The sequence below is a fragment of the Roseovarius sp. A46 genome, assembly GCF_004126395.1.
Taxonomy (GTDB): Bacteria; Pseudomonadota; Alphaproteobacteria; order Rhodobacterales; family Rhodobacteraceae; genus Roseovarius; species Roseovarius nitratireducens.
Window position 1 is genome coordinate 21,731 of the sequence record NZ_PVWS01000024.1, and the last position, 21,032, is coordinate 42,762.

The 21,032-nt window shown below is 65.9% G+C and carries 19 protein-coding genes; 10 read left to right on the forward strand and 9 right to left on the reverse strand.

What is annotated here, in order from left to right; all coding sequences use genetic code 11:
• Window positions 1-7 precede the first annotated feature (7 nt).
• Window positions 8-706, reverse strand: coding sequence for a GntR family transcriptional regulator (locus C6W92_RS12780; RefSeq protein WP_206735531.1), 699 nt, complete (start codon window positions 704-706; stop codon window positions 8-10).
• 141 nt (window positions 707-847) lie between these two features.
• On the opposite strand from C6W92_RS12780, the gene C6W92_RS12785 reads away from it, so the two are divergent.
• The 5 genes from C6W92_RS12785 to C6W92_RS12805 all read left to right on the forward strand — a co-directional run bounded on the left by C6W92_RS12785 (window position 848) and on the right by C6W92_RS12805 (window position 6,238).
• Window positions 848-1,933 (forward strand): polyamine ABC transporter substrate-binding protein, encoded by a 1,086-nt coding sequence (locus C6W92_RS12785; protein WP_129433838.1) that lies wholly within the window; start codon window positions 848-850, stop codon window positions 1,931-1,933.
• 65 nt (window positions 1,934-1,998) lie between these two features.
• Complete coding sequence (locus C6W92_RS12790) at window positions 1,999-3,123, forward strand: ABC transporter ATP-binding protein (RefSeq protein ID WP_129433840.1); 1,125 nt, start codon at window positions 1,999-2,001, stop codon at window positions 3,121-3,123.
• Between the two features lie 4 nt (window positions 3,124-3,127).
• The gene (locus C6W92_RS12795; RefSeq protein WP_129433842.1) at window positions 3,128-4,018 is read left to right on the forward strand and encodes an ABC transporter permease subunit; all 891 of its coding nucleotides are present in this window, start codon (window positions 3,128-3,130) and stop codon (window positions 4,016-4,018) included.
• Window positions 4,019-4,097: 79 nt separating this feature from the next.
• Window positions 4,098-4,916 (forward strand): ABC transporter permease subunit, encoded by an 819-nt coding sequence (locus C6W92_RS12800; protein ID WP_129433844.1) that lies wholly within the window; start codon window positions 4,098-4,100, stop codon window positions 4,914-4,916.
• Window positions 4,913-6,238: an FAD-binding oxidoreductase gene (locus C6W92_RS12805; protein WP_129433846.1), complete on the forward strand. Its 1,326-nt coding sequence runs from the start codon at window positions 4,913-4,915 to the stop codon at window positions 6,236-6,238. Before C6W92_RS12800 ends, C6W92_RS12805 begins: the two co-directional genes overlap by 4 nt.
• A gap of 6 nt (window positions 6,239-6,244) precedes the next feature.
• On the opposite strand, the gene C6W92_RS12810 is transcribed toward C6W92_RS12805, so the two are convergent.
• Both C6W92_RS12810 and C6W92_RS12815 read right to left on the reverse strand, forming a co-directional pair.
• Window positions 6,245-7,717, reverse strand: coding sequence for a serine hydrolase (locus C6W92_RS12810; protein ID WP_129433847.1), 1,473 nt, complete (start codon window positions 7,715-7,717; stop codon window positions 6,245-6,247).
• A 232-nt stretch (window positions 7,718-7,949) separates the two neighbouring features.
• A complete protein-coding gene (locus C6W92_RS12815) occupies window positions 7,950-8,717 on the reverse strand; it encodes an FCD domain-containing protein (protein WP_129433849.1) in 768 nt (255 codons plus the stop codon).
• 131 nt (window positions 8,718-8,848) lie between these two features.
• Here C6W92_RS12815 and msrB point away from each other — a divergent pair, with 131 nt between their 5' ends.
• On the forward strand, window positions 8,849-9,298 hold the full coding sequence (gene msrB, locus C6W92_RS12820; RefSeq protein WP_129433850.1) for a peptide-methionine (R)-S-oxide reductase MsrB: 450 nt from the start codon (window positions 8,849-8,851) through the stop codon (window positions 9,296-9,298).
• Window positions 9,295-9,807 carry a peptide-methionine (S)-S-oxide reductase MsrA gene (gene msrA, locus C6W92_RS12825; RefSeq protein WP_129433852.1) on the forward strand — a complete coding sequence of 171 codons (513 nt, stop codon included), beginning with the start codon at window positions 9,295-9,297 and terminating at the stop codon, window positions 9,805-9,807. The genes msrB and msrA overlap by 4 nt, the downstream gene beginning before the upstream one ends.
• Window positions 9,808-9,920: 113 nt before the next feature.
• Here msrA and C6W92_RS12830 read toward each other — a convergent pair whose 3' ends face one another.
• Complete coding sequence (locus C6W92_RS12830; RefSeq protein ID WP_129433854.1) at window positions 9,921-11,153, reverse strand: urate hydroxylase PuuD; 1,233 nt, start codon at window positions 11,151-11,153, stop codon at window positions 9,921-9,923.
• A 110-nt stretch (window positions 11,154-11,263) separates the two neighbouring features.
• On the opposite strand from C6W92_RS12830, the gene C6W92_RS12835 reads away from it, so the two are divergent.
• Complete coding sequence (locus C6W92_RS12835; RefSeq protein WP_129433856.1) at window positions 11,264-12,172, forward strand: LysR family transcriptional regulator; 909 nt, start codon at window positions 11,264-11,266, stop codon at window positions 12,170-12,172.
• Window positions 12,173-12,444: 272 nt separating this feature from the next.
• Here C6W92_RS12835 and uraH read toward each other — a convergent pair whose 3' ends face one another.
• Window positions 12,445-12,798 (reverse strand): hydroxyisourate hydrolase, encoded by a 354-nt coding sequence (gene uraH / locus C6W92_RS12840; RefSeq protein ID WP_129433858.1) that lies wholly within the window; start codon window positions 12,796-12,798, stop codon window positions 12,445-12,447.
• A gap of 172 nt (window positions 12,799-12,970) precedes the next feature.
• Between uraH and puuE the strand changes: the two genes are divergently transcribed.
• Together puuE and C6W92_RS12850 are read left to right on the forward strand one after the other, a co-directional pair.
• Window positions 12,971-14,386, forward strand: a complete 1,416-nt coding sequence (gene puuE / locus C6W92_RS12845; RefSeq protein ID WP_129433859.1) for an allantoinase PuuE — start codon at window positions 12,971-12,973, stop codon at window positions 14,384-14,386.
• Window positions 14,383-14,895 carry an ureidoglycolate lyase gene (locus tag C6W92_RS12850; RefSeq protein WP_129433862.1) on the forward strand — a complete coding sequence of 171 codons (513 nt, stop codon included), beginning with the start codon at window positions 14,383-14,385 and terminating at the stop codon, window positions 14,893-14,895. The genes puuE and C6W92_RS12850 overlap by 4 nt, the downstream gene beginning before the upstream one ends.
• Here C6W92_RS12850 and guaD read toward each other — a convergent pair.
• The 4 genes from guaD to xdhB form a co-directional block, all read right to left on the reverse strand.
• On the reverse strand, window positions 14,847-16,157 hold the full coding sequence (gene guaD / locus C6W92_RS12855; protein ID WP_129433863.1) for a guanine deaminase: 1,311 nt from the start codon (window positions 16,155-16,157) through the stop codon (window positions 14,847-14,849). The two genes, C6W92_RS12850 and guaD, sit on opposite strands and share 49 nt — an antisense overlap.
• 68 nt (window positions 16,158-16,225) lie before the next feature.
• A complete protein-coding gene (locus tag C6W92_RS12860) occupies window positions 16,226-17,809 on the reverse strand; it encodes a xanthine/uracil/vitamin C permease (RefSeq protein WP_129433865.1) in 1,584 nt (527 codons plus the stop codon).
• Between the two features lie 74 nt (window positions 17,810-17,883).
• Window positions 17,884-18,708, reverse strand: coding sequence for a xanthine dehydrogenase accessory protein XdhC (gene xdhC / locus C6W92_RS12865; protein ID WP_129433867.1), 825 nt, complete (start codon window positions 18,706-18,708; stop codon window positions 17,884-17,886).
• Entirely contained in the window at window positions 18,705-21,026 is a 2,322-nt protein-coding gene (xdhB, locus tag C6W92_RS12870) for a xanthine dehydrogenase molybdopterin binding subunit (RefSeq protein WP_129433869.1), read from the reverse strand. Before xdhB ends, xdhC begins: the two co-directional genes overlap by 4 nt.
• Between the last annotated feature and the right edge of the window lie 6 nt (window positions 21,027-21,032).

A 21,032-nucleotide genomic window follows, 5' to 3' on the forward strand; every position in this document is an offset into this window, starting at 1 on the left:
AATCGAATCAGTCGTCCCGCGGCTGGCGCGACAGCGATTGGCGTACCTGCTCCATCCCCTGCACCACGTCGGCACGGATTGCCTCGGCGGCGGCCTCGGCATCGCCCGCGCGCATCGCCGCGAGCAGGTCCTTGTGCCGGTCAGGCAGGCCCTCGGTGCCCACCCGTCCGCACACCACCCGCAGCGACGGACCAAAGCGCAGCCATAGCCCGTCTGCCACGTCCGTCAGGATCGGGGCCACCGCAATTTCATAGAGCGCACGGTGAAAGCGGTAGTTGAGTTCGAGATAGGCGCGCATGTCCCCGCGCAGGATGGCGCGGTCGAGATCGTCGTCAACCTCGGTCAGGTGGTCAAGGTCCGCAGGCGTTGCGCGTTCTGTCGCGCGCCGCGCGAGGTGAGGGTCAAGCCATTGACGCGCAAAGATCAATTCCCCGATATTCCCGGCATCCAGCAGCGGCACCGAGACCCGCCTGTTGCCCTGGAACTCCAGCGCGCCCTCGGCGATCAGCCGCCGCAGCGCCTCGCGCACCGGGGTCATGCCCGCACCGAGCCGGTCGCACAGCCCCTGGATCGTCACCGCCTGTCCGGGGGCCAGATCGCCAAAGAGCACCAGCGCGCGCAACTCGCGATAGATCGTCTCATGCGCCGGAAGGCGCGGGGCGAGGGCGGTCTCGCTGCCCGTTTTACGTGCGGTTCTCGATGTCACTCCGGCATCCCCGATGTCTGTGCAAACTCATCGCTTGCGAGTTTAACGGCTGCGTGAAAACATTACCATATTGCCATCCGCGGTAGTTTTTGATCAAATGCCGCCAAGGCAGACAACATGCCGAACCAACGGGAGATCACCATGAAATACCTTATACTGACCACCACCGCCACGCTCGCACTCGGTACCGCCGTCGCCTCGGCAGAGGAAGTGCGGGTCTACAACTGGTCCGACTATATCGACGAATCGCTGCTCACCAAGTTCGAGGAAGAGACCGGCCTCGATCTCGTCTACGACGTGTTCGATAGCAACGAGGTGCTGGAAACCAAGATGCTCGCCGGCGGCTCGGGCTATGACGTGGTGGTGCCCTCGGGCACCTTCCTGCAACGTCAGATCCAGGCGGGCGCGTTCCAGAAGCTCGACAAGTCCAAGCTGCCCAATCTGGATAACATGTGGGACGTGGTCACCAAGCGTACCGAGCAATACGACCCGGAAAACGCCTACTCGATCAACTACATGTGGGGCACCACCGGCATCGGCGCCAATGTCGGCAAGGTGCAGGAGGCACTAGGCGAGGATGCGCCGCTCGACAGCCTCGAGCTGGTGCTCAACCCCGACAACATGGAGAAGCTAGGCGACTGCGGCGTGCATTTCCTCGATGCCCCCGCCGAGATGATCCCGATGGCGCTCAACTATATCGGCGAAGATCCGAACAGCCATGACCCGGACGTGATCGCCAAGGTCGAGCCGATCCTGATGGCGATCCGCCCCTACATCCAGAAGTTCCACAGCTCCGAATACATCAACGCGCTGGCCAACGGCGATATCTGCGTCGCGGTGGGCTGGTCCGGTGACATCCTTCAGGCGCGCGACCGTGCCGACGAGGCCGATAACGGTGTCGAGATCGTCTACAACGCCCCCAAGGAAGGCGCGCAAATGTGGTTCGACCAGATGGCCATTCCGGTCGATGCCCCGAACCCCGACGGCGCCCACACGTTCCTGAACTTCATCATGGACGCGCAGAACATGGCGACGGCGTCGAACTATGTCTACTACGCCAACGGCAACAAGGCGTCGCAGGAATACCTGGTCGAGGATGTGATCGGCGATCCGGCGATCTATCCCTCGCAGGAGGCGCTCGACAACCTGTTTACCACCACGCCCTACCCGGCGAAGGTGCAGCGGGTGGTCACCCGTCTGTGGACAAAGATCAAGTCCGGCACCTGATCGCGATGACCGGCCCGCGCCCTCCCGGCGCGGGCCTTTTCATATCCGTAAATGCCGGGGGCAGCATGGGGCAGACCGTCTTCGAGCCGTGGAACGATCCCGACGAAAAACCGCTCATCCAGTTCAAGAATGTCACCAAGCGGTTCGGCGATTTCACCGCCATCGACAACCAGACATTCGACATCTACGAGAAAGAGTTTTTCGCCCTTCTCGGCCCGTCGGGCTGCGGCAAGACCACGATGATGCGGATGCTCGCCGGCTTCGAGGCACCGACCGAGGGCACCATCCTTCTGGGCGGGCAGGACATCGCCCCCATCCCGCCCAACAAGCGCGCGGTGAACATGATGTTCCAGTCCTACGCGCTCTTTCCGCATCTCTCCGTGTGGGACAACATCGCCTTCGGCCTCAAGCGCGATCGCATGTCGAAGGACGCGATCGCCGCGCGGGTCGAGGAAATGCTCAAGCTCACGCGGCTCACGCAATTCGCCCGCCGCAAACCGCACCAGATTTCCGGCGGCCAGCGGCAGCGCGTGGCGCTTGCGCGCAGCCTCGCCAAGGCGCCCAAGCTCTTGCTGCTCGACGAGCCATTGGGCGCGCTCGACGCCAAGCTGCGGCAGGCCACGCAGTTCGAGCTGATGGACATCCAGGAAAAGACCGGCACCACATTCGTCATCGTCACCCACGACCAGGAAGAGGCGATGACCGTGGCCAGCCGCGTCGCGGTGATGGACGAGGGCCGCATCGTGCAGGCCGACACGCCCGCGCGTATCTATGAAAACCCGAGTACCACCTATGTCGCGGATTTCATCGGCGACGTGACGATCATCTCCGGTCGCGCCCGCCGGGCGGGCGAGGGCTACGAGCTGCAGTATGCCGAAGCGGCCGCACCGATCTACTCGGCCTTCGATATCGACCTCGCCGAGGGCGAGACCTGCCACCTCGCGCTGCGCCCCGAAAAGGTTTCGATCACCGCCGAGCGCCCGGCGGACCGCCGCAATGCCGTGCAGGGCACGATCATCGACATCGCCTATCTCGGCAATCTCTCGACCTACCATGTCGAGATCGAAGGCGGGCAGATGGTCAAGGCGCAGGCCGCCAACACCCGCCGCCTGTCGCGCCGCGATTTCACTTGGGAAGACACGGTGTGGCTGTCGTGGACCGATACCGCCGCCGTGCTGCTGAGGGAGTGACGGGATGCGCCGCTTCGCCCTCATCGCGCTACCCTATGCCTGGCTCCTGGCGCTTTTTCTCGTGCCGTTCGGCATCGTGCTCAAGATTTCGCTGTCGGATATCGCGCTTGCGATCCCGCCCTACACGCCCACGCTCGACCTGTCCGAGGGATGGGCAGGGTTCAAGGATTTCCTCGCCGCGCTCGATTTCGAGAACTTTACCTTCCTGACCACCGATGATCTCTACTGGAAGGCCTACCTGTCGTCGCTCCAGATCGCGGCGCTGGCCACGTTCATCACGCTGATCGTGGGCTATCCCATCGCCTATGGCATGGCCAACGCGCCCGATCACTGGCGCCCGACGCTGATGATGCTGGTGATCCTGCCGTTCTGGACGTCGTTTCTCATCCGGGTCTATTCGTGGATGGGGATTCTCTCGACCGAGGGCTATCTCAACCAGCTTCTGCTCTGGGCAGGGCTGATTTCCGAGCCGCTGGATATCCTCAACACCCCCACGGCGGTCTATATCGGCATCGTCTATACGTACCTTCCGTTCATGATCCTGCCGATCTACTCGACGCTCGAGCGAATGGACGGCTCGCTTCTCGAAGCGGCGGAAGACCTGGGCTGCTCGCGGCTCACGGCCTTCTGGCTGGTGACGGTGCCGCTGTCGAAGAACGGGATCGTGGCGGGCTGTTTCCTCGTCTTCATCCCCACCATCGGTGAATTTGTCATCCCCTCGCTGCTGGGCGGATCGCGCACGCTGATGATCGGCAAGGTGCTGTGGGAGGAATTCTTCAACAACCGCGACTGGCCGGTGGCAAGCGCGGTGGCGGTGGTGCTGCTGCTGATCCTCATCATCCCGATCATCCTGTTCCAGCGCAACGAGCAGAAAAGCCGGGAGGCCGAGGGATGATACGATGCCGTTTCCCGAAATCTTCAAAAGATTTCGCCCCGATTTCTTTCAAAGAAATCGGCCACCCGAGGGCACACACATGAGACGGGTCACCTGGTTCAACGCCACCTCTCTCACCCTCGGCTTTGCCTTCCTCTACCTGCCGATGCTGATCCTCATCGTCTACAGCTTCAACGAGTCGAAGCTGGTGACCGTCTGGGCCGGGTTCTCGACCAAGTGGTATGGCACGCTCATCCAGAACGAGGCGTTCCTCGACGCCGCGCTCGTCACGCTCAAGGTGGCGGTGGCGTCCTCGACCATCGCCACGGTGCTGGGCACGATGGCCGCGCTGGTGCTGGTGCGCGCCGGGCGGTTCCCGGGCCGTACGCTGTTCTCCGGCATGATCTACGCGCCGCTGGTGATGCCAGAGGTGATCACTGGCCTGTCGCTCCTGCTTCTCTTCATCGGCATCGGGCTCGATCGCGGCATCCTCACCATCATCCTGGCGCACACCACCTTCTCTATGGCCTTCGTTGCGGTGGTGGTGTCCTCGCGGCTGATGACCTTCGATCGCTCGCTGGAAGAGGCGGCGCTCGATCTCGGTTGTTCGGCCTTCGACGCGTTCCGCCTCGTCACCCTGCCGATCATCGCGCCCGCCGTGATCTCGGGATGGCTGCTGGCCTTTACGCTCTCGCTCGACGACCTGGTGATCGCGTCCTTTACCGCCGGGCCCTCGGCCACCACCCTGCCGATAAAGATCTGGTCCTCGATCCGGCTGGGTGTCAGCCCCGAGATCAACGCGCTATCCACCATCATGATCGGCATCGTGGCCGTCGGGGTCGTCACCGCCTCGCTCGTCACCAAGCGCGCCAGCTTGCGCCAACAGGCCGAGGAGCGCGCCGCGGCGCAACAGGTATGAGACGCATCTTCCCCGCGCACGCCTACGGGCCCGGTCCGCGCGCCGCCTGCTTCTGGGCCGGGACCGCCGATATCCCGGACTACCCCGCCGCCGAGGGCGAAATCGCCTGCGACGTGGCGGTGATCGGCGCGGGCTTCACCGGGCTGTCGGCGGCGCTGCGCCTCGCAGAGGCGGGCGAGGATGTGCGTGTGTTCGAGGCCAATGCGGTGGGCTGGGGCGCATCGGGGCGCAACGGCGGGTTCTGCTGTCTCGGCGGGGCCAAGGCGTCGGACGCGATGCTTCGCCGGTTTCACGGCGAGGATGCCCGCCGCGATTGGCGGCGCACCGAGATGGCCGCGGTCGAGACGGTGCGCGCCCTGATCGACCGCCACGGCATCATTGCCGACACCCATTCCGAGGGCGAAACGGCGATGGCCCACACGCCCCGCGCCGCCGCCGGGTTCACGGCCCGCGCCGCGCAGATCGAGGCCGATTACGGCGTAACACCCACGCTCATTCCGGGCGCCGAACTGGCACGGGAGGGGATGCGCGGCCCGTTCTTCGCGGCCCTCACAACGCCTATCGGCTTTGCCCTCAACCCGTTGAAATACGCGCTCGGCCTTGCCCGCGCCGCCACCGGGGCAGGGGCGCGCATCCACGCCCATTCGCCGGTCACCGCGATCCGCTCCGATGGCCGCTTTCACCTCACCACGCCCGACGCCCGGATCACCGCCCGCCGCCTGATCGTGGCCACCAACGGCTATTCGTCGGACGATCTGCCCGGCTGGCTGCGGGGCCGCTACCTGCCGACACAGTCCAACGTGATCGTCACCCGCCCGCTTACCGAAGAAGAACTCGCCGCCCAAGGCTGGACCACGCACCAGATGTGCTATGATGACAGGTTCTTCCTGCATTATTTCCGGCTGATGCCCGACCGGCGGATGCTCTTCGGGATGCGCGGCGGGCTATTCTCCTCGCCACGTCACGACGAGCGGATGCACCGCACCATCCGGCGGCATTTCGACGCGATGTTCCCGGCATGGCGACATGTCGAGACGCCGCATGGCTGGAATGGCCTCTTGTCGCTCGCCCCCGATCTCACGCCCTTCGCCGGGCCGATCCCCGAGATGCCGGGCGCCTTCGCCGCGCTGAGCTATCACGGCAACGGCGTCGCGATGGCCAGCCACGCGGGCGCGATCCTCGCCGATCTGGCAACCGGGCGCACGCCTCGGGCTCGCTACCCCGAAATCATGCAGACACCGCCCCGGCGCTGGCCTTTGGGACGGTTGCGGCGGGCGATGATGTGGCCGCCCTATGCATGGGCCACACTGCGCGGCGACTGACGCGCCTCAGCCCGGCCCGATCATGAAGCAGGTGATCTGGCGCGCTTGAAGCCGACGACAGGCGAGATCGGCGGACTCGCGGGTCATGCCCATGAAATTCGCGTCGAACCCGGTGGGATGGCGCACCACCTTGCGCAGACTGCCGTCGAGCGTGGAAATCTCGCTCAGCGCTGTGCGCAGCAGCACCTGCCGCGCCTTGAACTCGTTGGGATAACGCCCGACATTCACGCCCCAATGGCGACCATCGGAGGTAGAGACGCGGGTGACGACCTCCCGTTCCGGCTCCGCCGACCCGGCTGCCACCCTGGTTTCTGCGGCAGGTTCCGTGTCAGGTATCGTTTTGGGGCGCGGTTCGGGGCGCAATGCCGGGATGTCTTCGACCGCGGCGACCTCCGTCGTGGTGGCCTCGGCGGCGTCGCGCACCGCGCGCTCTATGCCATCGGTATCGGCCAGCATCACAGGGGCCGCCGGCGCCACCGGCTCGGCGCCGGGGCGGGGCCGTGGCCGCAGGCTCTTGCGCACCGCGGCGGCAGTGGCAAGTCGCACCGTCCGCGCGGCATAGGCCGGGCGCGCCGCTCCGGCGGCGATCGCTACCGGCGCATGGTCCAGCTTGCCCAGGTAGGGCGGGCGGCCCGGCGGTGCCAGGGCGACGCGGTGCGCGGCCTTGCGAAAGCCGAGGTCGAGCAGCTTGGCCACCTGCGCGTTGCGCGACGCGGTGGATTTGCCGCCGAACACGGTGGCGATGATGCGCTCGCCTCCCCGCTCGGCACTTGCCACGAGGTTGAACCCGGCGGCGCGGGTATAGCCGGTCTTGATCCCGTCCGCGCCGTGGTAGCTGCGCAGCATGCGGCGGTTGGTGTGGCTTACACGTTTGACGCCGGCATCGGCGGTGATCCGCGAGAACAGGTTGTAATAATCGGGATAGTCATAAAGCACGTGCCGCCCGAGGATGGTCATGTCGCGGGCCGTGGACAGGTGCCCGCTCTCGGTCAGGCCGTGCGCGTTCTTGAACGTGGTCCGCGTCATCCCCATCGCCTTGGCCGTGCGGTTCATGCGGCGGGCAAAGCGCGCCTCCGACCCTTCGATCGCCTCGGCCAGCGCGGTGGCGGCATCGTTGGCCGAACGCACTGCGGCGGCCCGGATGAGATAGCGCAGCTTGATCCGCTGTCCGGGGCGCAGGCCCAGCTTGCTGGGCGGCTCGGAGGCGGCATGGCGCGAGATGGTCACAAGATCGTCGAGCCCGATCTCACCGTTCTCCACCGCCTCGAACACGATGTAGAGCGTCATCATCTTGGTCAGAGAGGCGGGGTGAAGTCGCGTGTTGGCGTTCTCGGAATAGAGCACCTTGCCGTTGCGCCCGTCGATCACGTAGCCCGCGTAGGGAGCTGCCGTCGCGCTCAGCGGCACGATCACGAGCATCCAGACCGTCGCCAGCGCGACCAGGCCCCACAGCAGAGGCCGACTGCCCCATATTTTCATGGTTCTGCTCTTTTTTGTCTTGTTTCTGCCTCGTGGCGACGATTGTTGCCGCGCTTATTTTCTTTGAGAGTATCACATGAACTGCGGCGCTCAAAGCACCAATTTTCTTGAATAAATTCAGGTTCGCGCGCTGCGCAATGCGCAATGCAAGATGTGGTGGCGCATATGCGGGCGACCCCCAGATGGGCGATCCGCCGCCCGGATTGCGATGCACGCGCGGGCTCACACCGCCCTAGCGCGATTGCTCGTGCTCGAACCGCTGGCGCGCGATGGCTTCGTTTTGATCGGCCTTCTGCTGGTCCGACAGCGCCTTTTCCACGTAGGCGAGGTGCGCGTCGACCGCCTCGCGTGCCCCCTTGGAATCGCGCGCCTGAATCGCGGCGTTGATCCGCCGATGCTGGTCGAGCAGGGCCCCCCGCGTGGTGCGCTGTCGGAACATCACCTGGCGATTGTAGAACACGCCCTCGCGCAGAAGCTGGAACATCGAGCGCATCATGTGCAGCATGATGACATTGTGGCTCGCCTCGATGATCGCCATGTGGAATTCCGCGTCGAGCCGCGCCTCGTCCGCCGGGTTGGTCTTCTTGTGGGCGGCTTCCATCTTGTCCATCACGGTCTGGATCACCCGCAGATCGGTATCCGATGCCAGCCGCGCCGCCCGGCACGCCGCCAGCCCTTCCAGGTCGCGGCGGAACGCGATGTAGTCGAACACCGCCTCGGCATGCTCGGCAAAGAGCCGGATCAGCGCGGGCGAGAACGCGCTGCCCAGAACGTCGGCCACGTAGATCCCGGCCCCGGCGCGCGCCGTGAGCAGCCCCTTGTCCTGCAGATCGGCCACCGCCTCGCGCAGCGACGGTCGCGACACGCCCAGTTTCTCGGCCAGCTCGCGCTCGGCGGGCAGGCGCTCGCCCGGGCGCAGGATGCCGCGCAGGATCAGCTTTTCGATCTGCCGCGTCACCGCGGTCGATAGCTTTTCGGGGGTCACTTTTTCGAATGGCATGGTGCTGGCCCGTGGTAAAACTGGTCAGATCATATGACCACACCCCATGTGCGGCAAGTGCCGTGACCCGGCCTCTTTGTCTTTTTGCGTTTTCACCCCATCTTGAAGGGATAAGGAACATGGAGCGTAGCATGGCCCCCTACCACAAGGATCCCGAGCGCATCAGCGCGCTCAGCCCCGAGCAGTACCGCGTCACCCAGCAGAACGGGACCGAGCGTCCCGGCACCGGCGCGTATCTCAACAACAAGGAGCCGGGAATCTACGTCGATATCGTCTCGGGCGAACCGCTCTTTGCCAGTTCCGACAAGTTCGAATCGGGCTGCGGCTGGCCCAGCTTCACCAAGCCGATCACGCCCGCGCATGTCACGGAACTGCGCGACGCCTCGCTCGGCATGATCCGCACCGAGGTGCGCAGCCGCGACGGCGACAGCCATCTCGGCCACGTCTTTCCCGACGGGCCCCGCGACCGTGGCGGGCTGCGCTATTGCATCAACTCGGCGAGCCTGCGATTCATTCACAGAGACGACATGGCGGCCGAAGGCTACGGCGATTATCTCGATCAGGTGGAGGACGTGACATGACCGAACGCGCGGTTCTGGCGGGGGGATGTTTCTGGGGGATGCAGGATCTCATCCGCAAGCTCGACGGGGTGATCTCGACGCGGGTGGGCTACACGGGCGGTGACGTGCCCAACGCCACCTACCGCAACCACGGCACCCATGCCGAGGGGATCGAGATCATCTTCGATCCCTCGCGGATCAGCTATCGGCGGCTGTTGGAAATCTTCTTCCAGATCCACGACCCCACCACGCTCAACCGTCAGGGAAACGATGTCGGGATGAGCTATCGCTCGGCGATCTACTACTGTTCCGATGCGCAGCGTGAAGAGGCGCGGCGTACAATTGCCGATGTCGAGGCCAGCGGCCTCTGGCCCGGCAAGGTCGTGACAGAGGTGGAACCGGTCGGCGATTTCTGGGAGGCCGAGCCCGAACACCAGGATTACCTCGCCCGCTTTCCGCAGGGCTATACCTGCCATTTCCCACGCCCCGACTGGGTGCTGCCGCGCAAGACCGCCGAGACCGACGGCTAGAGCGTGTCGCTCAAAAGTGGGAACCGGTTTTGAGCTTCTCGGACACGCGAAATCAATCGGTCAGAGCGGGTTGCGTGAATGCGAATGAACGCGAGCCGCTCTGACGCGCCGCGTCACCGCGTCGCCGCGCGATACCACGCGACGATGCGGCGGCGCTCCTCCTCTTCCATGAAGCTCACGTTCGCGGGCGGCATCGCGTCCGTCACGCCCGCGTGCAGATAGATCGCCCGCGCCGCGCGGGCGATATCGCCCTCGGTCTCCAGCAGCACGTTCTTGGGCGCGCGGCGGATACCCTCTTGGAACGGCTCGCGCGCGTGGCACATGGCACAGCGCCCGGGCACGATGGACGCCACCTCCTCGAATCCCTCGGTCTCGGCGAATTGGCGCTCGGCGGGGCTCAGCGGGCGCGTCTCGGCGGCCCCGTATTCATCGTGCTGCAACGGCGCGGTCGACAGCCACATGATGCCGACGAAAAGGATCGCGGTCACCGCCCACGTCCACCACAGCATCCCGCCGCCCGCGTGCATGGTGTTAAAGAAGTGGCGGATCGTCACCCCCATCACGAACACCAGCGACGCGATGAGCCAGTTCCATTCGGTGGCAAAAGCCAGCGGGTAGTGGTTTGACAGCATCAGGAACACCACCGGCAACGTCAGGTAGTTGTTGTGGGTCGAGCGTAGCTTGGCGATGCGCCCGTATTTCGCATCCGGCGTCCGGCCCTCGCGCAGGTCGGCCACCACGATGCGCTGGTTGGGCATGATGATGAAAAACACGTTCGCGGTCATGATCGTGGCGGTGAACGCACCGAGATGCAGCAGCGCCGCGCGCCCGGTAAACACCTGGTCATAACCCCAGCCCATCGCCACCAGCAGCACGAACAGCAGCGCCATAAGCAACGTGGGCCGTTCCCCAAGGCCGGATTTGCACAGTCGGTCATAGACCAGCCAGCCGACCGAGAGCGACAGCGCCGAGATCGCGATCCCCTGCCACAGCGCCAGATCGGCCTTGTTCGGGTCGATCAGGTATAGCTCGCCCCCGACCCAGTAGACGATCATCAATAGCGCCGCACCCGACAGCCAGGTGGCATAGCTTTCCCATTTGAACCATGTCAGATGCGCGGGCATGTTTTCGGGTGCCACCAGGAACTTGCGGACGTGGTAGAACCCGCCACCATGCACCTGCCATTCCTCGCCATGCGCGCCGGGCGGCAGGTCGTCGGCCCGCCGCAGGCCCAGGTCGAGCGCCACGAAATAGAATGACGAGCCGATCCACGCGATCGCCGTGACGACATGAAGCCACCGCACCGCGAAACCCGCCCAGTCCCAGATGATCGCCAGATCGTGCATTCTCCGCCTCCCTGCGCATGATTGCGCGCCCCTTGTGCCACATGCCGCGATTGTCATGAATTGAGAAAGGAAACCTAGCTCTTTCAAGAAAAGGCGAATAATCTCGGCGCATGGCCTACCTCGAGAATATCAGGACCTTCGTCCGGGTCTATGAACTCGGCAGCATGTCCGCCGCAGCCCGCGATCAGCGCATCTCCGCGGCGGTGGCCTCGGCGCGGATCGCCGCACTCGAGGATCATCTCGGCGTCCGCCTCTTTCAGCGCACCACCCGACAGCTCAACCCGACCGAGCAGGGCACGCTGTTCTATCGCGGCGCGTGCAAGGTGCTCGAGTCCGTTGACGAGGCCGAGGCCGATGTCTCCGACGTCACCCAGGCCCCGCGCGGCAGCCTGCACATCGCCGCCCCTCTCGGCCTTGGGCAACGGATCATCGCCGGGGCCATGTCAGAGTTTCACGCCCGCTATCCGCTGATCCACATCCGCCTGCGGCTTTCGGATCGCAAGCTCGACCTCGCCGCCGAGGGGCTCGACGCGGCGTTCTTTCTCGGGGTGCCAGAGGATTCATCGCTGCGCATCCGCAAGATCGCCGATTGCGAACGTGTGCTCTGCGCCGCGCCGGAATACATCGAACGCAAGGGACAGCCACGGACGAGCGCGAGCCTGCGCAGCGAGCATGATTGCATCAACCTGCGCTATGCCGGGGCGCCGGAATTCCAGTGGCCCCTGCAAACCCCACAGGGCGTGCGCCGGATCACCGTCTCGGGGCCGTTCGAATCCGATCACGGCGACGTGCTCACCCAATGGGCGCTGGAAGGGCACGGCATCGTGCTCAAGCCGCTCTTCGAGGTCCAGGACCACCTAGCCGCCGGTCGGCTCTGCCGCGTGCTCGATTCAGAGCCACCGGTGCCCATTCAGCTCGCTTGCCTCTATGCCCACCGCCGTCGGCAGGACCCCAAGGCAAGGCTGTTCATCGACTTCATGACCCGCCGGATACGCGAGTCGCTGCCCGCCGCGTCCTGAGGGTGGGGCGCGTGGGCATGTCTGGCCTTGAGTGGATGTTCAGGTCTTGGTGCCAATGCGCGGAATCAAGGCGCGGAACGCGCCGCCGCGCAGCGCCCGACCGCCCCCTCGGGCGGGCGCTCTTCGACGTCGCAAATAGTTGTGACAATTGAAGTATCTTGCGCCATAAATCGCATAACACAACCCGAACTGCGCCCACCCGGCGGTCGGGCGCTGCGCGGCTCCTCACCAAATCCCCAACGTCCGCCTCAGGCCAAACCCGCCCTCTGCCTTCAACTTCCTCGATAGGTCGAATACCCGAACGGCGACAGCAGCAGCGGCACATGGTAATGCGCCGCCTCGGACATGCCAAAGCGTAGCGGCACGAGATCGAGAAAACGCGGGCTTTCCGGCGGCACGCCAACGGCATCGAGGTACGCCCCGACGTTAAACACCAATTCATAGGTGCCCGGGCGAAACTCCGCTTGCGGCAGGATCGGCGCATCGGTGCGCCCGTCTTCATTGGTGACGACGCTGCACAGGTGCGTGCGGGTCTCGCCGTCGATCCGGTAGAGGTCGATCGCCAGCCCCGCCGCCGGCATGCCGCGCGCGGTATCGAGAACATGGGTGGTCAGGTAGCCAGTCATTTTCCGTGTCCTTTGCGCGTATACCCCGCCGTTTCTGCCCGGTTTCGGCGGCGGGGACCAGCACGGGATGCGAAGATGGTCTTTCTTCGAAAATCGTAAAGTCATCCGTATTCTTCTGCTTTATAAATGAATGGCAACCCAAACACGCGACCGATCACCGGAGAGGACAGACATGACCCGTTATCCCCGCGACCTGCGCGGCTATGGCGCGCACCCGCCCGATCCGCAATGGCCCGGCGGGGCGCGGATCGCGGTGCAATTCGTGCTCAACTACGAGGAGGGCGGCGAAAATTGCCTGCTGCATGGCGATCCCGCCTCCGAGGCATTCCTGTCGGACATTCCCGGTGCCGCCCCGTGGGAGGGGCAGCGCCACTGGAACATGGAATCGGTTTATGAATACGGCGCGCGCGCCGGGTTCTGGCGGCTGCACCGGCTCTTTACCGGCGCGGGCATCCCGGTCACGGTCTACGGCGTCGCCACGGCACTCGCCCGCTCGCCCGAGCAGGTCGCGGCGATGAAATCGGCGGAATGGGAGATCGCCTGCCACGGGCTGAAATGGATCGAGCATCGCGACATGCCCGAGGAGGAAGAGGCCCGCCAGATCGCCGAGGCCATCGCCCTTCACGAGGAGGTGACGGGGGAGTTGCCAAGGGGTTGGTACACCGGGCGGTGCAGCATGCGAACCGTGCGGTTGGCGGCGCGAACCGGGAGGTTCGCCTACCTGTCGGACTGCTACGACGACGATCTGCCCTACTGGCGGCGGATGGAAGGACGCGACCAGTTGATGATCCCCTACACGCTCGAAGCCAACGACATGCGCTTCGCCGCCACCCCCGGCTGGGTCACGGGCCGCGACTTTGGCGACTACCTGATCGACGCCTTCGACACGCTCTATGCCGAGGGGCAGGACGGCGCGCCCAAGATGATGAGCGTGGGACTGCATTGCCGCCTGATCGGACGGCCCGGCAAGATCGCCGGGCTGCGGAAATTCATCGAGCATCTTCAAGGGTATGATGGGGTGTGGTGCGCCCGCCGCATCGACATCGCCGAGCATTGGGCGCGGGTTCACCGGCCTGTCGATCGCGAGCGCCCCAGCGAGATGGACCGCGACAGTTTCGTGGCGCGCTTCGGCGGTGTGTTCGAGCATTCGCCCTGGGTGGCCGAGCGCGCCCACGCGCTCGAGCTTGGCCCCGCGCATGATAGCGCGGCGGGGGTGCATAATGCGCTCTGCCGCGCCTTCCGCCGCGCCACCCCCGACGAGCGCCGCGATGTGCTGACCGCCCACCCCGACCTCGCCGGAAAGCTCGCCGCCGCCGGCCGCCTCACCGCCCAGAGCACCGCCGAGCAGGCCGGGGCAGGGCTAGATCACCTGACCGACGAGGCGCGCACAGAATTCCAGAGGCTCAACGCTAACTACATGGAAAAGCACGGATTTCCCTTCATCATCGCGGTGCGGGATCACGACACGGCACAGATCCGCGCCGCGATGGAGCGGCGTATCGACAACGACAACGAGACCGAGTTTTCCGAGGCGTGCCGTCAGGTGGAGCGTATCGCCGAGCTGCGGTTGCGGGACATGCTGCCATGATTCCGCTGGACGTGGCTCCGCTCACCGCCGAGGCGTTCGCGCTCTGGGGCGACGTGATCGAGGCGCGCGGCGCGCCGGACAGGCTCATCAATCAGGGAATGTGTGGCCGCCACCACGATCTCGCGCGGCTCGATTTCGGCGACGGGCACGCGGGGCTGAGCCTGTTCGACGCCGGGGCGCGGCACCTGCCCCACGTCGTTGACATGGTCGAGCGCCACCCCGAGGGCAGCCAGGCATTCATGCCGGTGAGCGGCGCGCGCTTTCTCGTGGTCGTGGCCGATGACGACGGCGGCGTGCCGGTGCGCCCGCGCGCCTTCGTCACCGCGCCGGGGCAGTCGGTCAACCTGTTGCGCGGGGTCTGGCACGGGGTGTTGGCCCCGCTGGGCGCGGCGGGGCAGTTCGTGGTGCTGGACCGGATCGGGGAGGGGCCGAACCTCGAAGAGCACTGGTTCGACACACCCTATGTTATTGAAACGGTGCCAGATTTCTGGGGCGCGCCCGCCACGTAGGTCTGTGCCACGGCGCGGTCATCGCCCATGATCTGAAGGATGAACAGCTCTTCCGAAAGGGTCTCGGCCTGCTCCATCCGCAAGGCCATCGCCGGGGTGGCGCGCGCGTCGAGCACCACGATATCGGCCTCGCTCCCCGCCTCCAGCGTGCCGATGCGATCCTCTAGCCCCAGTGCTACGGCGTTGCCCCGCGTGATCCAGTGAAAGGCGCGCAGCGGGTGCAGCTTCTGTCCCTGAAGCTGCAGCACCTTGTAGCCTTCGTTGAGCGTCTGCAGCATCGAATAACTGGTGCCGCCGCCCACGTCGGTGGCGATGGCGTTGACAAGGCCCTGCTCCCGCAGCCCGGCATCGTCAAAGAGCCCGCTGCCGAGAAACAGGTTCGAGGTGGGGCAGAAGACGGGCCGCGCGCCGGTCTCCTGCATCACCGCGATCTCGCGCGGCGAGAGGTGCAGGCAATGCCCCATCAGGGCCTTTGGTGAGAGCAGGCCATAGCGCTCGTAGACGCCGAGGTAATCCGGCGCATCCGGATAGAGGCTGGCGGTATAGGCGATCTCGTCGTGGTTCTCGGACAGGTGCGTTTGCAGATAGCAACCGGGATGTTCGGCCACCAAGGAACCAGCCATTTCAAGCTGTTCCGGTGTCGAGGTGATGGCGAAACGCGGCGTGATCGCGTAGAGCGCGCGGCCGCGCCCATGCCAACGGTCGATCAATGCCTTGCTGTCGTCGTAGCCCGCCTGCGCCGTGTCGCGCAGACCGTCGGGCGCGTTGCGGTCCATCATCACCTTTCCCGCGATGATGCGCATGTCGCGCCGTTCTGCCTCGGAAAACAGCGCCTCTGCCGAGGCTTGGTGGACCGAGGCATAGGCGACGGCGGTGGTGGTGCCATGCGCGGTCAGTTGATCGAGAAACAGCGCCGCCATGCGCGCGGCATGGTCCGGGTCGGCAAAGCGGGTTTCCTCGGGGAAGGTATACGTGTTGAGCCAGTCAAGAAGCTGCGCGCCCCAGGACGCGATCACCTGGACCTGCGGGAAATGGATATGCGGGTCGATGAATCCCGCCATCATCAGGTGTGGCCGGTGGTCGGTCACAGGCAGGCCGGGTGCCTGTGCGGCTATGTCCGCATATGTCCCCGCCGCGCCGATGCGTCCCTCCGCAACCAGGAGCGCGCCGTCCTCGATATAGCTGTAGGCGTCGCTGTCCTCGGGTCCCTGCGGCTCGGCATGGAAGGTCAGGAGGCGTCCGCGCAATACTTTGTCTGTCATGGGTGTCCCGGTTTTTTCAGGGCGGTGGCCGGGGCACTCTGTGCGTTTCCCGGCCACCAGCCCCGGTTTCAGTCTCTGGCCAGCGTCTCCGGCGCGTCAAGCGGCAACTCCACGTTGGAGCGGATGCCGTCGCGGTGCAGCACCGGGTAGACCAGCAGGAAAGCGGCGGCGATGAGATAGCCCATGCTGACGCCGCTCGGCTCGGGCCAATGCAGGGTGGCCGAATGGATGATCCCGACGAGCGACATGGCGCAGGCCGCGAGCGCGAAACCGCCCGCGTTGCGGAACCGCCCGTCGATCACGCTCGCGACGATCGCCCCCCAGATCAGCCCGGTGAGGATCGCCCCCTGGCTGAGCGCGAGATGGCCCTCGAAATGTGCGCCCTGCTGGAGCAGGGCGGCGGTCAGCGCCTCGTCCCCCAGCTCTGGCAGCCCCTCGACGCCGCTCGCCCCGAGCGCGCCCATGAGCGAGCCCCACTTGACCATAAGGAAGGCCGAGACATGCGGCATCATCGCGATGGTGACGGCGGCCATATGGCCGGGCTTTATCGCGTGGGCGGTGTTGGTGATGAGGCTCAGTGCGACAAAGACCAGCACCGGTGCGGCGGCGGCCACCGGGATCAGGTTGTTGAGAAAGGCAAGCAGCCCGAAGATCGCCGCCACCGGGATCACGACGCCCACCCCGATCACGTAGCCCGCATGCGCCCCCATCCGTTTGTAGGCCGGGTGGCCGATATAGGCGGTGGTGGGAAACGGCGAGCCGAACACGGCGCCGATCATGGTGCCCGCGCCATCGGTCACCTGGCAGAGCGCGACGGGGTAGGAATCGCCCGCTGCCTCGGCGCTCTCGACGTTGTTCATGGTCTCGATGAAGTTGTATATCTGTACCGGCACCAACACGAGGAACAGCTCGGGATTGGCGAACAAGTGCTGGATGCCCAGCACGAGGTCGCCGAAATAGGGCAGCGGCGGGTAGACACCGACACCCTCGAAGCTGATCGACGCCTTGCCCATGCCGAAGGCCACCACCGTCCCGACGACGAGCGCCAGAAGACCGGCGGGGATGTTGAAGGGCAACCGGAACCGACCGACCAGCCCCCAAAGAATGATGATCATCGAGGCAAAGCCCACGAACGGATCCTCGAACACCGTGGCCAGCGGCACCGTGCCGATAAACACAAGCGCGATGCCACACAGCGTGCCCAGCATGCCCGCGCGCGGCGTCACCCGCTTCAGAAACGGGCCTATGATTGCGCCGAGTCCAGCAACGATGCCGCCCATGAAGCCTGCGCCGATCCCCACCTGCCAGGCCAGCACCGCGTCCTGCGTGGACCAGTAGATCGGGCCGATCACCCCAAAGAGATAGACGAACATCACCGGTGTCGAAATGCCGTAGGGCAGGGCGGTCACGTCGCGGCCCTCGCGCGCGGCGACGCGCGCCGCGAGCCATGTATAGACACCCACGCCCGCCAGAATCGCCACCGCCGCGCCCGGCACGATGCGGCCGAATACGATCTCGGCGGGCATCTGGAACACGAACTGGCAAATCCCCGACAGCACGATCAGGTTGATGAGGTTGTCGGTAAAAAGCGCCCAGAACGCACTGAAATCCTGGCGCGCGAACAGTTTGTAGCTATAGCTCCCTCCCTGCATGTGCAGGTCTCCTTTCGCTGATGGGCCGCCCGGGCGGTGCTCTCCTCCGTGACCGGTCCGGGCGGGGTTGTGCGCTAGCCTGACACGTGCAGGGCGCGGGATTGCATTGCGGCGTGACGGGCAAGCGCGGCCATAACTTCGGCCAGAACGCCCGCCGCGATCACCTCGGGGCGCTTGTCACCGCCGGTGGCGGCCCCGATTGGGCAGGTCAGCGCGTCGATACGCAGGCCGTCGCAGTGATCCCGGCACCATGTGGCCAGGCGCGCACGCTTGGTGGCCGATCCGATCATGCCGGTATAGGCCGCGTCGCCCCGCGCCAGCGCCTCGGCGCTGAGCAGAAAATCGAGCGCATGGTCGTGGGTGAGGATGACGAAGGCGCTGCCGGGGGGCGCGCGGTCGATCTCGGCCTCGGGCAGGGCGCTTTCGCGGCGGTCTGCCTCCTCGGGGCAGAGCGCAAGCTCGGCGCGGCGGCTGTCCACCACCACCGTGCGCACCGGCATCTGCACCAGCAGCTGCGCCAGCGCCCGGCCCACATGGCCCGCGCCCATGACGTAGACATGGGGCCGCGCCTGTGCCTCTGCCTCGGCCCCGGCGCGGGCGGCGCGGCGGGCGGGGGCGTCCATAAGGCGCAGCGTCACCTCCACCCGTCCACCGCAGCACTGCCCGATCTCGGGACCGAGCGGTATATCGAGATCACGCCGTATCTGCCCTTGTGCCAGCATTGCGCGCGCCGCGTCGATCATCATGTATTCAAGCTGTCCGCCGCCGATGGTGCCGTGGCAGGCGGTGGTGCTCACGATCATTCCCGCGCCTTCCTCGCGCGGGGCCGAGCCGCGCACGCGAGCGAGGCGCACCTCCACCGCGTCGGGGTGACGGTCGAGAAACTCCGAGAGGCTCATGCCGCACCCTCCTTCAGCCGCTCCACCGCCATCAGCACGCGCTCGGGTGTGGCGGGCGCGTCGAGCCGGGGGCATTCGCGATAATCTGCCACGCTCGCCACCGCCATCGAGATTGCCTCGAAGACGGAAATGCCCAGCATGAAGGGCGGCTCGCCCACGGCCTTGGAGCGCTTGATCGTGCGCTCGCGGTTCTGCGACCACTCGGCGAGCGCGACGTTGAACACGCGCGGCCGGTCCGACGCGAGCGGGATCTTGTAGGTCGAGGGCGCGTGGGTGCGCAGGCGGCCCGCCTCGTCCCACCACAGTTCCTCGGTGGTGAGCCAGCCGACGCCCTGCACGAAGGCGCCCTCGACCTGTCCGCGGTCGAGAGCGGGGTTGATCGAGCGGCCCACGTCGTGCAGCACGTCGGCACGCAGGATGCGGTATTCGCCGGTCAGCGTGTCGATCTCGACCTCGGAACACGCGGCGCCATAGGCGTAGTAGTAGAACGGGCGGCCCTTGCCGGTGGCGCGGTCCCAGTGGATGTCGGGCGTCTTGTAGAACCCGGCGGCCGAGAGCTGCACGCGCGCCATGTAGGCCGCGCGCACCAGATCGGCGAAGGGGATCATCTCGGCCCCCACCTGCACGCCACCAGCGACGAAGCGCACAGCCTCGGGCGTGGTCTGCCAGCGTTCGGCGGCGAAAGCCGCCAGCCGCGCCTTGATCTGATCGGCGGCGTCGAGGGCGGCCATCCCGTTGAGGTCCGACCCGCTCGACGCGGCCGTGGCCGAGGTATTGGGCACCTTCTCGGTGGTGGTCTGGGTGATCTTGATACGGGCGATGTCCACGCCGAACGCATCGGCCACCACCTGCGCCACCTTGGTGTTCAATCCCTGCCCCATCTCGGTGCCGCCGTGATTGAGGTGGATCGAGCCGTCATTGTAGACGTGGATCAGCGCGCCCGCCTGGTTGAAATGCGTGGCGGTAAAGGAGATGCCAAACTTCACCGGGGTGAGCGCGATCCCGCGCCGGATGATGCCTTCTCGCGCGTTGTGGTCGAGCACGGCGCGGCGGCGCGCCCGGTACTCGGCGCTGGCCTCCAGTTCCTCGACCACGCGAAGGATGATGTTGTCCGCGACCGTCTGGTGATAGGGGGTCACGTCGCGCCCCTTATCCCCGTAGAAATTCGCCTCGCGGATATCCAGCGTGTCGCGCCCGAGTGCATAGGCGATTTCCTCGATCATGCGCTCGGCGACGATCACCCCCTGTGGCCCGCCAAAGCCGCGAAACGCGGTGTTGGAGACGGTGTTGGTCTTCATCGGTCTGCTTTGCAGCCGCACATGCGGGTAGAAATAGGCGTTGTCGGCGTGAAACAGCGCCCGGTCGGTGACCGGCCCCGAGAGGTCCGAGGAGAATCCGCAGCGCGCGGCGAAGGTGCCATCGACGCCTGTGATGCGCCCCTCGTCGTCGAAGCCCAGATCGTAATCGACGACGAAATCGTGCCGCTTGCCGGTGGCAGTCATGTCCTGGTCGCGGTCGGGGCGAATCTTGACCGGGCGGTTCCATTTTTTCGCGGCCAGCGCGGCAACGGCGCAAAACAGGTTCATCTGGCTTTCCTTGCCGCCGAAGCCGCCGCCCATGCGCCGGACATTGACGGTGACGGCGTTGGACGCCAGGCCAAGGACATGCGCCACCATGTGCTGCGCCTCGCTGGGATGCTGGGTCGAGCAATGTAGCGTCACATCCTCGTCCTCGCCGGGAACGGCAAAGGCGATCTGCCCCTCGAGATACATGTGATCCTGGCCGCCGATCGCCATGCGGCCCTCGATGCGGTGCGGCGCGGTGGCGAGCGCGGCACCGGCATCGCCGCGCGCCAGCGTCAGCGGATCGGTAACATGGGGATATCCCGCGTCCTGTGCCGCCACCGGGTCGAGCGCATGGGGCAGAACCTCGTAGTCGATGCGCGCGTGCATCGCCGCGCGGCGGGCAGCGTCGCGCGTCTCGGCCACCACCGCAAAGAGAGGTTGACCGTGGTATTCCACAAGGTCGGTGGGAAAGACCGGCTCGTCATGGCGGCCCGTGGGGCTGATGTCGTTGTGGCCCGGAATGTCGGCGGCGGTCAGAACGCCGATCACGCCGGGGGCGGCCCGTACCTCGTCAAGGTCCATCGCGCGGATATGCGCGTGGGTCTCGGTGGCGCAGCCGAGATAGGCGTGCAGCGTGCCCGCGGGCTCGGGAATGTCGTCGGTATAAGTGGCCCGGCCCGTGACATGCTTGGCGGCGCTGTCATGGGCGAGCGGCTGGTGCACCGGGCTTTGGCTTACGGTCTGATCTTTCATCGCGCG

Coding starts and splice junctions, on each gene's coding strand:
- C6W92_RS12785 (WP_129433838.1), top strand. CDS start 848: ATGAAATACCTTATACTGACCACCACCGCCACGCTCGCACTCGGTACC.
- C6W92_RS12790 (WP_129433840.1), top strand. CDS start 1,999: ATGGGGCAGACCGTCTTCGAGCCGTGGAACGATCCCGACGAAAAACCG.
- C6W92_RS12795 (WP_129433842.1), top strand. CDS start 3,128: ATGCGCCGCTTCGCCCTCATCGCGCTACCCTATGCCTGGCTCCTGGCG.
- C6W92_RS12800 (WP_129433844.1), top strand. CDS start 4,098: ATGAGACGGGTCACCTGGTTCAACGCCACCTCTCTCACCCTCGGCTTT.
- C6W92_RS12805 (WP_129433846.1), top strand. CDS start 4,913: ATGAGACGCATCTTCCCCGCGCACGCCTACGGGCCCGGTCCGCGCGCC.
- C6W92_RS12810 (WP_129433847.1), bottom strand. CDS start 7,717: ATGAAAATATGGGGCAGTCGGCCTCTGCTGTGGGGCCTGGTCGCGCTG.
- C6W92_RS12815 (WP_129433849.1), bottom strand. CDS start 8,717: ATGCCATTCGAAAAAGTGACCCCCGAAAAGCTATCGACCGCGGTGACG.
- msrB (WP_129433850.1), top strand. CDS start 8,849: ATGGCCCCCTACCACAAGGATCCCGAGCGCATCAGCGCGCTCAGCCCC.
- msrA (WP_129433852.1), top strand. CDS start 9,295: ATGACCGAACGCGCGGTTCTGGCGGGGGGATGTTTCTGGGGGATGCAG.
- C6W92_RS12830 (WP_129433854.1), bottom strand. CDS start 11,153: ATGCACGATCTGGCGATCATCTGGGACTGGGCGGGTTTCGCGGTGCGG.
- C6W92_RS12835 (WP_129433856.1), top strand. CDS start 11,264: ATGGCCTACCTCGAGAATATCAGGACCTTCGTCCGGGTCTATGAACTC.
- uraH (WP_129433858.1), bottom strand. CDS start 12,798: ATGACTGGCTACCTGACCACCCATGTTCTCGATACCGCGCGCGGCATG.
- puuE (WP_129433859.1), top strand. CDS start 12,971: ATGACCCGTTATCCCCGCGACCTGCGCGGCTATGGCGCGCACCCGCCC.
- C6W92_RS12850 (WP_129433862.1), top strand. CDS start 14,383: ATGATTCCGCTGGACGTGGCTCCGCTCACCGCCGAGGCGTTCGCGCTC.
- guaD (WP_129433863.1), bottom strand. CDS start 16,157: ATGACAGACAAAGTATTGCGCGGACGCCTCCTGACCTTCCATGCCGAG.
- C6W92_RS12860 (WP_129433865.1), bottom strand. CDS start 17,809: ATGCAGGGAGGGAGCTATAGCTACAAACTGTTCGCGCGCCAGGATTTC.
- xdhC (WP_129433867.1), bottom strand. CDS start 18,708: ATGAGCCTCTCGGAGTTTCTCGACCGTCACCCCGACGCGGTGGAGGTG.
- xdhB (WP_129433869.1), bottom strand. CDS start 21,026: ATGAAAGATCAGACCGTAAGCCAAAGCCCGGTGCACCAGCCGCTCGCC.